We start from the raw sequence: 12,674 nt of genomic DNA on the forward strand, positions 1-12,674 counted from the left end.
GTCAGCTCACCTCCTTGGGAAGGGTGAAGACGACGTCCTCGGTCCCGGTGGTGGTCGTCGTGACGGCGACCGGGCCGAGGCCGGAGAGACAGGACACGACCTCGTCGACGAGCTCCGGGGGCGCCGACGCCCCCGCGCTGACCCCGACCCGCCGGGCCCCGCGGAGCCAGGTCAGGTCGATCCCGCCCACGTCGTCGACGAGGTGGGCCGGGGTGCCCGCGCGGGCGGCCACCTCGGCCAGCCGGCGGGAGTTCGACGAGTTCTCCGAGCCGACGACGAGCACGAGGTCGGTCTCGGCGGCCACCGCGCGGATGGCGCGCTGGCGGTTCGTGGTGGCGTAGCAGATGTCGTCGCGGCGAGGGGTCGAGATGGCCGGGAACCGGCCGCGCAGCACCGCGGCGATCCGCTCGGCCTCGTCCACCGCGAGGGTGGTCTGCATGGCGTAGGCGACCCGGCCCGGATCGGGCGCGGTCACCGTGTGGGCCATGGCCTCGTCCTCGACCACGACGATGTCGGCGGGTGCCTCGCCGACCGTGCCCTCGACCTCCTCGTGGTCGGAGTGGCCGATGAGGAAGACCGTCTCGCCGCGGCCGGTGTGCCGCTTGACCTCGGCGTGCACCTTGGCGACCAGGGGACAGGTGGCGTCGATGACGGCGAGGTCGCGGGCCTCGGCCTCGGCGCGGACCGCGGGGGAGACCCCGTGCGCGGCGAGCACGCAGGTCGCGCCGCGGGGCACCTCCTCGACCTCCTGGACGAACACCGCGCCGCGCTCGGTCAGCCGCCGCACGACGTGGGCGTTGTGCACGATCTGCCGGCGCACGTAGACCGGGGCGCCGTAGCGGTCGAGCGCCCGGTCGACGATGTCGATCGCCCGCTCCACCCCGGCGCAGAAGCTGCGCGGCTCGGCGAGCACGACCTCGCGGGCGGCGGCCGCCGCGAACCACTCCCGCAGGGCGGGCGCGGCCCGGCGCAGGGCGCGCAGGGCGGTGAAGCCGCGGATCGGCGTGCCCGGCCGCGCCAGCGGTGCCTCCGGGGTGTCGACGATCGCCCGGACCACCGCGAACGGCCCGCCGGCCGAGGCCTCGGCGAGCCACCCGGACTCCATGTCGACGGCGAGGGCGCCCTCGCGACCGAGCCCCGCGCGCCGCACCCCCTCGACCACCGTCGGCGAGGACACGACCGGCCCCAGGTGCACCCGCAGGCCGAGCCGGCGCAGCGCCGCGGCGAGCGCCGCGGCGGTGGGGACGGGCACCGGGGCCCGGAAGTCGGTGAACCGGATCTCGTCGGCGACGACGAGGTCGCCGGCCCGGACCGCGGTGTCGAGGGCCCCGGCCACACCGGTGACCAGCACCGGACGCGGGCCGCCGGAGGCGATCCACGCGGCCGACGCCTGCGCGCGGGCCGGACCCATGCCCGTCCGGACGACGGAGGCGTCGCCGACCACGCCGCGCAGGGCGGCGCGTTCCACGCCCAGCGGGGTGCAGACGACCGGCGGTCCCAGTGCCCGGTGGTCCCGGAGCGTGCTCATGCGCCCACCTCCTCGCACCAGCGCCCGAGGGCGGAGACGGGGAACGTCATGCGGTACAGCCGGTAGCGGATGTAGAAGGCGCCGGGGAACCCGGTGCCCGTGTACATCTCCTCCTCCCAGCTGCCGTCGGGGAGCTGCGTGCTGGCGAGGAAGGCGACCGCCCGGCGGGCCGCCTCCGACCGCGCCCGCCCGGCCGCGACCAGGGCGAGCAGCCCCCACGCCGTCTGCGACGCCGTGGACTCGCCGCGGCCGATCCAGCTCGGGTCGGAGTAGGAACGGATGTCCTCGCCCCAGCCGCCGTCGGCGTTCTGGTAGCGCTCGAGCCAGGCGACCGCGCGCCGGACCGCCGGGTCGGACGCGGGGACCCCGGCCGCGACCAACGCCGGGACGACGCCCCCGGTGCCGTAGACGTGGTTGGTGCCCCACCGGCCGAACCACGAGCCGTCGGACTCCTGGTGGTCGAGCAGCCAGCGCACGCCGCGCCGGCAGGCCTCGCCGTCCGCCAGGCCCTCGTGGGCGAGCATCTCGACCACGTGCGCGGTCACGTCGGCGGACGGCGGGTCGATCACGGCTCCGAAGTCGCAGAACGGCAGCTTGGTGACGAGCTCGCGGGTGTTGTCGGCGTCGAAGGCGCCCCAGCCGCCGTCGGAGGACTGCATCCCGACGGTCCACGCGAGGCCGCGGTCGACGGCCGCCCGCAGCCGCACCGGGTCGGGGTGCGCCACCCGCCGCAGGGCCAGCACGACCTCGGCGGTGTCGTCCGTGTCGGGGTAGCCGTCGTTGTCGAACTCGAAGGCCCAGCCGCCGACGGGGAGGTCGGGCCGGCGGACCGCCCAGTCCCCGCGGACCCCGTGGATCTCCTCGTCGAGCATCCAGCTCGCGGCCCGGACCACGTCCGGGTCGTCGGCGGGGACGCCGGCGTCGAGCAGGGCGGTGACCGCCAGGCAGGTGTCCCAGACGGGGGACTGGCAGGCCTCGAGCATGCGGATCGTGCCGTCCGGGGTCTCCCGGCGGACGAGGAACCGCTCGAAGCCCTCGATCCCGGCCTTCATCGCCGGGTGGTCGAGCGGGTAGCCGAGCAGGTGCAGGGCGATCAGCGAGTAGACCCACGGGGGCTGGATCCCGCCCCAGCCGCCGTCGGCCTCCTGGCGGGCGAGGATCCACTCGGCGCCGCGGCGCATCGCGAGCCGGCGCAGCGGCGCGATCGGCCGCTTCGCGTAGGCGTGCAGGCCGACGTCGAGCCGCTGGAAGGCGCCGGCCCAGGTCCACGGCGCGTCGAACGCCTCGGGCGCCGCCCCGGAGCGCAGCTCGTCGACGCCGAAGGGCAGCGACCGCGCGGGCCGCAGGGTGGCGACGATCGTCAGCGGCACCACCGTCTGCCGGGCCCAGCAGGACCAGTCGTAGACGTTCAGCGGGAACCACTTCGGCAGGAAGATCAGCTCCGGGGGCATGTTCGGCAGGTCGTCCCACGACCACAGCCCGAACAGCGCCAGCCAGATCCGGGTGAACACCCGGGAGCGCTCGATCCCGCCCTCGGCCAGGCAGAACTTCTCCGCCGCGCGCATGTGCGGCTCGGCCGGGTCGTCCCCGGCCAGCCGCAGCGCGACCCAGGCCTCGATCGTCGTGGAGAGGTCGCCGGGCCCGCCCGCGAAGGTCGCCCAGGTGCCGTCCTCCCGCTGCTGCGAGCGGATCCAGCGGGCGGCCTCCGCGGTCTCCCGCGCCGTACGGATGCCGAGGAACTCCCGCATGAGCAGGTCCTCGGCGTCCATGGTCACGTTGGTCTCGAGGTCGCCCTGCCACCAGCCGCGCTCGTGCTGGATCGACCTGAGGAAGCCGACGGCCGCGTCGAGCGTCCGCCGCGCGTCACCGGCCTCGGTGGTGCTGGTCTCCGGTGCGGTGAGGGTCACCAGTTCTCCCTGGTCAGAAGCTACGGGTCGTGAGGTGGCGGCCGAGCGCGACGAGCTCGGCGCGGGGGTCGCCGGCGAGCCCGGCACCGGTGAGGGCCCGTTCGGCGAGGTCCATCTGCCGCCGCGCCTCGGCGGCGGCCCAGTCGCGCCCGCCGCCCCGTTCGACGAGGTCGGCGGCCATGTGCAGCTCCTCCTCGGTCTGCTCGCCCGAGCGCGCGAGCCACGCGGCCAGCTCCCGCCCGGCCGCCCCGCCACGCTGCACGGCGAAGGTCACGGGAAGGGACTTCTTGCGCGAGCGCAGGTCCGACAGCACGGGCTTGCCGGTGACCGCCGGGTCGCCCCAGATCCCGAGCAGGTCGTCGACGAGCTGGAAGGCCAGCCCGATCGCGGCGCCGTAGTCCCGCAGGCCGGTGACCGTGGCCGACGGGGCCCCGGCCAGCACCGCGCCGATCGCCGCGCTGGTGGCCAGCAGCGAACCGGTCTTGCCGGCCGCCATCGACAGGCACTCGTCGACGCCGACGTCCGCGCGCTCCTCGAAGGCGACGTCCTCGGCCTGCCCGCGGATCAGCTCGCGGGTGGTGGTGGCGATCAGCCGGGCCGCCTCGGCCGCGTGCGGCGACGGGTCCTCGAGCAGCACCTCGGTGGCCAGCGCCAGCAATGCGTCGCCGCAGAGGATGGCCGAGGCCGCGCCCCACTGGGCCCAGACGGTCGGGCGGTGCCGGCGCTCCGTGTCGCCGTCCATGAGGTCGTCGTGGAGCAGGGAGAAGTTGTGCACCAGCTCCACCGCCACTGCCCCGGCGATCCCGGTCTCGGCCGGCGCGCCGGCGGCCCGGGCGGAGAGCAGCGCCAGTGCGGGCCGCACGGCCTTGCCGCCGCCGCGGCCCGGTGAGCCGTCGAGCTCCACCCAGCCCAGGTGGTACTCGGCCTGCTTGCGGCTGGCGGTGTCGAGCCGGGCGACGGCGGCCTTCAGGGCGGGCGTGACGGCGTCCCGGCAGCCCGCGAGCAGGGCCGGCACGTCCGGTCCGGTCGCGGCGGTGTCGGTGGTCCCGAGGACGGCGGTCATGCGGCCACCTCCGCGGGGACGGCCGCCGCGTCGGCGAGGAGGGCCTCGGCGGCGGCCTCGCCGCTGCGCACCGCGCCCTCCATCGTCGCGGGCCAGCCGGTGTCGGTCCACGCGCCGGCCATGTAGAGCCCGGGCAGGACGGTGCGGGGGCCGGGGCGCAGGGCCGCCTGGCCGGGGGCGCCGCGGAAGGTGGCGTGCGGCTCCCGGGTCACGAACGAGTCGAGGACCACCGCCTCCCGGGCGGCCGGCAGCAGCGCCTCCAGCGCCGGGAGGAACCGCTCGCGCAGCGCGGCCGCGGGCAGCCCGACGAGGTCGTCGGCGGCCGAGAGCGACACGGCGAGGTACTGGGCCCGCGGGCCGTACACCGAGGCGGCGCCGGACTGGCCGGTCCGGTCGAAGACCCACTGCACGGGCGTGTCGACGCCCGCGGCGAACCCGGCATCGATCCCGTTGCCGGTGCCGGGGCCGAGGACCCGGCGGTCGTAGACGACGTGCACGTTGACGATGGGGGTGCTGCCCAGCCGGTCGGCCCAGCCCCCCGGCAGCGGCAGCGCCCCCGCGGGCAGCAGCCGCTCCGCCGGGCCCGGCGGTACGGCGCACACGATCCGGTCGGTCACGAGCTCCTCCTCTCCGTCGGCAGTTCCCACCGGGACCCGCCACCGGCCTCCCGGCCGGGTCCCGTCCCGCACCAGCGCCCGCGCCCTCGCGGACCTCCTCACCTCCACACCGGCCGCCGCGAGGGCGCGGCGGGCGGCGTCGTCGTGGATCGCGCCGAGCGGCGCGGTGGCCCAGCCGATGTCGCCGGCGGCGGCGTCGGTGAGCAGGCCGAGCTGGAAGACCGTGGCGGCGAGCGCGAGCGACGCGTCGCCGGCCCGGGCGTTCAGGGTGGCGATGCCGACCAGGTCCCACAGCGCGTCGACGGCCCGGCGGCCCTGCCCGTGGGCGGCCAGCCAGTCGCCGAAGGACCGGGCGTCCGTGGCGGGATCGCCGCGGTCGACCGCGCCGAGCGCCAGGGCCGCCCGGACCAGCCGGAACCGGTCGGCGACGGGCAGGTGCCGGTACCGCAGGAGGGCACCTCCCAGGTGCAGCGGGGCGGGCAGCCCGGTGCGGCGCAGCCGGGCCGGAGCGGCGCCGGGTGCCAGGACCGGGATGTCCAGCCGCTCCTGGATCATGATCAGGTCCGCGGCGCCGATCCGCGCGACGAAGTCCCGGTAGGCCGTGCAGCAGCGGAGGAAGACGTGCTGGCCGGTGTCCACCGCGAGCTCCCCGCGGGTGAACGAGCCGGCCACCCCGCCGAGCCGGGCGCGCGACTCGAGCAGCGTGACGGCGAGCCCCGCCTCGGCGCACCGGAGCGCGGCGGCGACGCCGGCGAGTCCCCCGCCGACGACCGCGACCCGCGCCCCGCCGGTCACGCCGTCCGCCCCGCCAGGGCGCGGAGCGCCACGCCGATCTTCTGCGCCCCGGACAACGACCGCCGTTGCGCGTACACGGATCGCGGATCGGCGGCGATGTCCTCCAGCAGGCGCCGGTAGATGCCCGCCATCGCCCCGGCGCAGGCGGCGCTGCGCCGGTCGAGGAGCGGGAGCAGCTTCAGCCCTTCGGCGTACCAGCCGCGCGCCCGGTCCGCGGCGAAGCGGATGTAGGCGGCGAGGGCGCCGTCCGGGTCGTCGAGGGCGCCGGCCGCGTCGAGGCGGAGCTCGGTGCCGAACCGCGCGAGCTCCTCGGTGGGCAGGTAGACCCGGCCGTTGCGCAGGTCCTCGCGGATGTCGCGGAGGATGTTGGTCTGCTGCAGGGCGATGCCGAGCCGGTCGGCGTACTCCGCGGCGTGCTCGTCGGGGCGGGAGCCGAAGATGCCCAGGCAGAGCCGGCCCACCGAGCCCGCGACCTGCCGGCAGTAGACCGTCATGTCGTCGAACGTGGCGTGCGGACGCGCGGCCTCGCCGAGCTGCTCCGCGGCGTGGTCCATCCGGGCGTCGGCCTCGACGCCGTCGACCAGCTCCTCGAAGGCGCCGAGCGGGATCGGGTAGCGGCGCGCGGCGTCGGTGACGCCGACCAGCACCGGGTCGAACGGGTCGGGGGTCTGCTCCCGCATCGCCTGGACCGAGGCCCTGACCCCGGCGAGCGCGGCGGCCTTCTGCGCGAACGAGACCGCGACGGCCCCGCCCGGCGGGTCGAAGTCGCCGTCGCCGATGTCGTCGATGCGGCGGGCGAGGGCGTAGACGGCCGAGAGCGCGGCCCGCTTCGGGGTCGGCAGGAGGCGGATCCCGTAGGAGAAGTTGCGGGCCTCGCGGCGGGTGATCTCCTCGCAGGCGGCGTAGGCGGCGGGGAGGTCGGCGGTGTAGTCGGTGCGGTCGGTGTCGGTGCCGGTGTCGGTCAGGGTGTCGCGGTCGGTGGCGGTGCCGTCGCCGGCGGGGGAGCGCTCGGTCGGGGCGGCGGTGGTGGCGGTGGGCCGGGAGGGGTCGGTCATCGGCAGCTCCGGGGTGTCGGGCGCGGGAGATCCGGTCGGGGTCGGGTCCCGCGCGGGCGGCCGGGTCGTCGGGACTGCAGGAGTACCGCGGGCAGGTGCCGCAGGACATCCCGTTTCCTGCTGTGCGCGGCCTCGACGGCGCGGCCGAGGACCTCGCCGTCGACCCGGTGCAGGGCGTCGGCCGCCGCGCGGCCGCCGGCGACGTAGCCCGCCACCGCGAGCCGCGCCCACCCGTCGAGCGCGCCGACGATCGGCGTGCCGGCGTCGAGGAGCTGCTCGGCGCGCTCCGTCTCGTGCCGGACGAGCGCGCGCAGCTCCGCGGAGGCCACGGGACGGTCGAGGTCGGCCTCCGTGACCCCGAACGCCGCGCGGTCCGCGGCGGGCAGGTAGATCCGGCCCCGGCCGCGGTCCTCCCGGACGTCCTGCAGGTGCTCCAGGAGCTGCAGCGCGGTGCAGACGGCGTCGGAGGCGTGCTCGATCTCGCCGTCCGCGGGCACGTCGAAGATCGCCAGGACGAGCCGCCCGATGGGGTCCGCGGACAAAGCGCAGTAGCCGAGGAGCGCGTCCCAGGTGTCGTAGGTCGGCCGCTGCTGGTCCAGGACGTTCGCGTCGAGGAGCCGGTCGAACGGCTCCGCCGGCAGGTCCGGCGCGACCTGGGCCAGCCGGCGCAGCACCGGCCGGGTGGGCGCGGGCGCGTGCAGGTCGGCGCGGAAGGCCTCGAGGGCGGCGATCCGCTCGGCGGGGGTGCCGGTGCCCTCGTCGCCGAGGTCGTCGATCATCCGGACGACGTCGTACACCGCCCGCAACCTGCGGCGACACCGCGCGGGCAGGACCCGCATCGCGACGGGGAAGTTCTCGGCGGCCTCGGCCGCACGCAGCCGGTCTGCCCCGGTGGGATCGGCCGGGACCACCGCGGACGGGCCGGGCGCGGCCCGCCGGCCGGCCTCGGCCCCGCCGGCGCGCACGCCTGCCGACGCCCCCACGGGCGTTCCGTTCCCCCGTCCCACGCCGCTGATCGTGTCGCAGGAAGGCGGTGGGACTCTCCTCAACGCGTGTTAATTCTTCCGGGCCAGAATTGTCACGGACGTACAAAAGGGCTGCGCCCTTCGCCCCTCCGGGCGTACAACCTCGGTGTGGAGATGCCGCGCGCCGGAACGGACGACCTCGTCGACGCCCTGCTCGCGCGCGTCCCGGCCGTGCTGGAGGAGGTCAGCGCGGCTTTGTTGACCGAATGGCCGGATTACGCCCGGTTCGTCGACGCGAATCGCACGGAGGTCGCCGCGGCGGCGCACCACGCGTTGCACCGGCTGGTCGCGGTCAGCAGCGAGATCGCGGGCGATCCCGAGGTCACGGGGGAGTACCCGTCCGGGTTCGGCGAGCAGGAGCTGTTCGAGGAGATCGGCCGCACGCAGTGGCGGGAGGGCCGGGACGTCTCCACGCTGCTGTCGGCCTTCCAGCTCGGGGCGCGGGTGTTCTGGCGGCACGTCGCGCTGGTGGCGGTGGAGCTGCACCTGGAGCCGGCGGTGCTGGCCGGGCTGGCCGAGGGCGTCTTCGCGTTCGTCGACCGGCTGTCGTCGTCGGCGGCCCACGGTTTCGTGCTCGAGCAGTCCGAGGCCGTGGTCGCGCGCGAGCGGCTGCGCGAGGAGCTGGTGGAGCTGCTGCTCTCCGACCGCGCCACCGAGGGTGCCGTGCAGGCCGCGGCGGCCCGGGCCGGGTGGCAGGTGCCGCAGGAGGTCGCGGTGGTCCTGGTGCAGGACGACAGCCTGCTCGGCCACGGCCTGCTGTCCCGGTTCGACCCGGCGTCGCTGATGATCAACCGGGCGCGGCTGTCCGGGGCGATCGTGCCGGACCCGGCGCAGAGCGGGCGACGGCAGCGGCTGACGGGGATGCTGCGCGGCACCCGCGCGGTCGTCGGGCCCACGGTGTCGCCGGACCGGCTGCCGGCCAGCCTGCACATCGCCGAGGTCGCGGCCCGGCTGCAGCGCACCGGCGTGCTGCCCGAGGACCCCGTCTTCGCCGAGGAGCACCTCGACGCGATCATCGTGCACCGCGACTCGCGGCTGCTGGAGGTGCTGCGGGCCCAGGTGCTCCGGCCGCTCGAGGCCTCGGCGCCGGCCTCGCGGGAGCGGCTGTGCGAGACGCTCTCGGCCTACCTCCGCCATCTGGGTGACCGCCAGGCCATGGCCGCCGAGCTGCACGTCCACCCGCAGACGGTGCGCTACCGCCTGGCGCGGCTGCACGAGCTCTTCGGCCCCCAGCTCGACGATCCGGAGAACCGCTCGCGGCTCCTCCTGGCGCTCGCCTGGGGCGCCCCGCGGCCGCCGGAGGCCGAGAACCTTCGGTGAACGGTCGGTGACGGCCCGCTTCCCCCTGGTGACGGATCCCACGGTCAAGTGGGTCTCACTCACGTTGCCGGGAACCGCACCCGGGCGCACCGTGGAGGTATCCCCGTGGAGAGGAACCCCGAACGTGCAACCCCACCGGCCAGGGAATCCGGATCATTCCGACCGCCCGCACCCGTACTCCGCGGTCGGGACCGACCGGATCCCCCGGCGGGCGACGGACCGCGTCGAGTCGGCGGCCTCCTTGCTCCTCGGCGTGCTCGGTCTGGTCCTCGTCGCCGTCGCGGTGCTGACCGGGCTGCAGCTGCACGGGAACGGGCTGGAGCAGGCCCGGGCCGACGCCGTGAACCGGATCTCGGTGGAGGCCACCCTCCTCGAGCCCGTCGACGGGGCGATCGGTGTCGACGCCGCCGCGAGCACCGCGCAGGTCACCGCCCCCGCCTCCTGGACGGCGCCGGACGGGCGCGAGCACACCGGGACCGTGCCGGTCCTCGGCTCCCAGCCGGCCGGGTCGACCGTGCCGGTGTGGGTGGACCGCAGCAGCGGCGCGATCGCCCCGCCGCCGGTCGACGCGCTGCAGGCCGCGGTCACGGGCGTCGTCGGCGGGCTGCTCGTGCTCCTGGTCGGGGTGCTGGTGCTGCTCGGCCTGCGCGCCCTCGTCCACGCCCGGTGCGCCGCCCGCAACCACGCCGCCTGGGCCCGCGAGTGGGCGCGCTACGAGCCGCTCTGGTCCGGCCGCTGAGCCGCCGCTACTCGGCGGCGAGGTAGAGCCAGGCCCCGTCCTCGCGGACGAACCGGCTGCGCTCGGCCTGCACCCCCGGCCGGCCGCCGACCCGGTGGTGGGCCCGGAACTCGACGATGCCGTCGGTGTCCAGCGGGCCGCCCGCCACCCGGTCCACGATCTCCAGGTGCGTCCACCGCACGGCCGGGTCGAGGTCCAGCCGGCGCGGCCGGGTCGACCGGTGCCAGGTCCGCCGCAGGTACGCCTCGTCGCCCACCGCGAAGGCCGCGAAGCGGCTGCGCATCAGCTGCTCGGCGGTCACCGCCCGCTCGCCGGCGTGCAGACGCCCGCAGCAGGCCCCGTAGGGCTCGTCCGACCCGCACGGACACGGCGTCATGCGCGCCCCGCACCGTCGGCGGCCACGGCGTCGAAGACCACCGGCGGCTCCCAGCCGCGCTCGGCGTAGGCGGCCGTGACCGCCCCCGTGACCCCGTCGCCGGTCTCGGTGTCGACCAGCGCGATCACGCAGCCGCCGAACCCGCCGCCCGTCATCCGGGCCCCGTGCGCGCCGGCCTCCTCGGCCACGGCGGCGGCGACGTCGACGTGCGGGACCGTGATCTCGAAGTCCTCCCGCATCGACGTGTGCGAGGCCGACAGCAGCGGCCCGATCGCGCGCGGGTCCTTCCCCGCCCGCAGCCGCTCGACCACCTCGAGCACCCGCTCGTCCTCGGTCACCACGTGCCGGGCCCGCCGGCGCAGGCGCTCGTCGGTGAGGGTCTCCACCGCCGCGACGGTCGCGTCCCGCAGCGCCGGCACGCCCAGCAGCTCGGCCGCCTTCGCGCAGTCGGCGCGGCGTGCGCCGTACTGGCCGTCGACGAGCTGGTGGGGCGCCCGGGTGTCGATCACCAGCAGCCGCAATCCGTGCGTGGCCAGCGCGAACGGGATCAGCTCGACGTGGTCGTCCCGCGTGTCGAGGAAGACGAGCCGGTCCGCCACGCCGTGCATCGCGGCCATCTGGTCCATCCCGCCGGTGGGCGCACCGACGAACTCGTTCTCCGCGCGCCGGGCGAGGTGCGCGATCTCGGTGAGGTCGAGACCGGTGCCGGTCAGCTCGCACAGCGCCACCGCGACCGCGCACTCCAGCGAGGCCGACGACGACAGCCCGGCCCCCACCGGCACGTCGCCCTGCACGAACAGGTCGAGGTCGGCGACGGGCAGCCCCGCCTGGCGGAAGGCCCAGACCACCCCGGCCACATAGGCGGCCCACCCGGTGACCTCGCCCGGCGCGACCGTCTCCGCCGCGAACGTCACGGGCTCCGCCTCGCGGGACGAGCGGACCGTCGTGGCGCCCCGGGCGAGCTCGGCGGCGACGCGGGTCCGCCGGTCCAGGGCCAGGGGCAGCACGAAGCCGTCGTTGTAGTCGGTGTGCTCGCCGATCAGGTTGACCCGGCCCGGCGCCGCCCACACCCCGGCCGGGTCGTGGCCGTAGACCTCGGCGAACCGGGTGGCGACGCTCATGCCCCGGCCCCGTCGTGGCCCGTGCCGTCCTTCGCCGTGCCGTCCTGTCCGGGGCCCAGCTCGCGCAGCCGCGCGGCCACGTCCTCGGGGGTGGTGTCGTTGATGAACACACCCATGCCGGACTCGGAGCCGGCCAGGAACTTGAGCTTGTTCGGCGCCCGCAGGATCGAGAACAGCTCGAGGTGCAGCCAGGCGAGGTCGCGGTCCGTCCGCACCGGGGCCTGGTGCCACGCCGCGATGTAGGGGAGGGGACGGCCGTGGAAGAGCTCCAGCCGGCCCAGCACGTCGAGCCAGATCGTGCCGAGGTCGGTGCGCTCGGCGTCCGTGAGGTCCGGCAGGTCCGGGGCGCCGCGGTGGGGGTAGAGGTGCACCTCGACGGGCCAGCGCGCGGCCTTCGGCACGAACGCGGTCCAGTGCCGGGTCGCGGTGACCACCCGGTCGCCCTCGGTCCGCTCCCGCTCGAGGATGTCGGCGTAGAGGTTGCCCCGCGTCCGCGTCCGGTACCGGCGGGCGGACTCCAGCTGCTGCCGCGTCCGCGGCGTGACGAACGGGTAGCCGTAGATCTGCCCGTGCGGGTGGGCGAGGGTCACCCCGATCTCCTCGCCGCGGTTCTCGAACGGGAACACCTGCTCGACGTCCGGGCGGGCGGAGAGCTCGGCGGTGCGGTCGGCCAGGGTGTCGATCACCAGCCGGACGCGGTCCGGCGGCAGTGCGCCGAAGCGGCCGTCGTGGTCGCTGGTGAAGCAGACCACCTCGGCCCGGCCGACCCCGCCGGAGAACGACGGGAAGCGGTTCTCGAACACCACCGTCTCGTAGTCCGGGGTGGGCACCTCGGTGACGCGGCCCGGGATCGTCGGGCACAGCGGGCACTGGTCCGCCCCGCCGGAGGGCTGGAACGTGCGCGTCTGCCGGTGGCTGGCGATCGCCACCCACTCGTCGAGCAGCTCGTCGTAGCGGATCTGCGACACGGTGTGGACCTCGGGCAGGCCGCGCTCGTCCGTGCCGGGCACCCGGCCCGGCTCCCGGTCGTACCAGAGGATCTCCCGGCCGTCGGACAGCCGGCCGCGAGTGCGGTGGACGGACGTGCCGCCGACGACGGCGGGGGTCGATGCCTGCGTCACGGAGGAT

Annotated in this window: 11 protein-coding genes; 2 read left to right on the top strand and 9 right to left on the bottom strand. The window is 76.2% G+C overall.

Translation table 11 applies throughout. The annotated features are described in order from the left end of the window. Position 1: 1 nt before the first annotated feature. The 6 genes from ispH to hpnC are packed head-to-tail and all read right to left on the bottom strand — an operon-like array spanning position 2 to position 7,972. A complete protein-coding gene (gene ispH / locus ACQP04_RS17585) occupies positions 2-1,528 on the bottom strand; it encodes a 4-hydroxy-3-methylbut-2-enyl diphosphate reductase (RefSeq protein WP_433508108.1) in 1,527 nt (508 codons plus the stop codon). Next, positions 1,525-3,435, bottom strand: a complete 1,911-nt coding sequence (gene shc, locus ACQP04_RS17590; RefSeq protein WP_433508109.1) for a squalene--hopene cyclase — start codon at positions 3,433-3,435, stop codon at positions 1,525-1,527. The genes ispH and shc overlap by 4 nt, the downstream gene beginning before the upstream one ends. Positions 3,436-3,448: 13 nt before the next feature. Then, complete coding sequence (locus tag ACQP04_RS17595) at positions 3,449-4,498, bottom strand: polyprenyl synthetase family protein (protein WP_433508110.1); 1,050 nt, start codon at positions 4,496-4,498, stop codon at positions 3,449-3,451. Continuing rightward, positions 4,495-5,910, bottom strand: a complete 1,416-nt coding sequence (hpnE, locus tag ACQP04_RS17600; protein WP_433508111.1) for a hydroxysqualene dehydroxylase HpnE — start codon at positions 5,908-5,910, stop codon at positions 4,495-4,497. The genes ACQP04_RS17595 and hpnE overlap by 4 nt, the downstream gene beginning before the upstream one ends. Beyond that, positions 5,907-6,965, bottom strand: coding sequence for a squalene/phytoene synthase family protein (locus tag ACQP04_RS17605; protein WP_433508112.1), 1,059 nt, complete (start codon positions 6,963-6,965; stop codon positions 5,907-5,909). The genes hpnE and ACQP04_RS17605 overlap by 4 nt, the downstream gene beginning before the upstream one ends. Next, positions 6,962-7,972: a squalene synthase HpnC gene (gene hpnC / locus ACQP04_RS17610; RefSeq protein ID WP_433508113.1), complete on the bottom strand. Its 1,011-nt coding sequence runs from the start codon at positions 7,970-7,972 to the stop codon at positions 6,962-6,964. Before hpnC ends, ACQP04_RS17605 begins: the two co-directional genes overlap by 4 nt. 132 nt (positions 7,973-8,104) lie before the next feature. On the opposite strand from hpnC, the gene ACQP04_RS17615 reads away from it, so the two are divergent. Next, complete coding sequence (locus tag ACQP04_RS17615) at positions 8,105-9,310, top strand: PucR family transcriptional regulator (protein ID WP_433508384.1); 1,206 nt, start codon at positions 8,105-8,107, stop codon at positions 9,308-9,310. Between the two features lie 124 nt (positions 9,311-9,434). After that, positions 9,435-10,049 carry an Rv1733c family protein gene (locus tag ACQP04_RS17620; RefSeq protein WP_433508114.1) on the top strand — a complete coding sequence of 205 codons (615 nt, stop codon included), beginning with the start codon at positions 9,435-9,437 and terminating at the stop codon, positions 10,047-10,049. A 7-nt stretch (positions 10,050-10,056) separates the two neighbouring features. On the opposite strand, the gene ACQP04_RS17625 is transcribed toward ACQP04_RS17620, so the two are convergent. From ACQP04_RS17625 to galT, 3 genes are read right to left on the bottom strand one after another with little or no spacing between them, the layout of a single operon-like run. Further along, positions 10,057-10,425, bottom strand: coding sequence for a YchJ family protein (locus ACQP04_RS17625; protein ID WP_433508115.1), 369 nt, complete (start codon positions 10,423-10,425; stop codon positions 10,057-10,059). Further along, positions 10,422-11,546 carry a galactokinase gene (galK, locus tag ACQP04_RS17630; RefSeq protein ID WP_433508116.1) on the bottom strand — a complete coding sequence of 375 codons (1,125 nt, stop codon included), beginning with the start codon at positions 11,544-11,546 and terminating at the stop codon, positions 10,422-10,424. Before galK ends, ACQP04_RS17625 begins: the two co-directional genes overlap by 4 nt. Beyond that, positions 11,543-12,667, bottom strand: a complete 1,125-nt coding sequence (gene galT / locus ACQP04_RS17635; RefSeq protein WP_433508117.1) for a galactose-1-phosphate uridylyltransferase — start codon at positions 12,665-12,667, stop codon at positions 11,543-11,545. The genes galK and galT overlap by 4 nt, the downstream gene beginning before the upstream one ends. Between the last annotated feature and the right edge of the window lie 7 nt (positions 12,668-12,674).

Origin of the sequence: Pseudonocardia halophobica (genome assembly GCF_050948485.1) — a bacterium.
Lineage (GTDB): Bacteria > Actinomycetota > Actinomycetes > Mycobacteriales > Pseudonocardiaceae > Pseudonocardia > Pseudonocardia halophobica.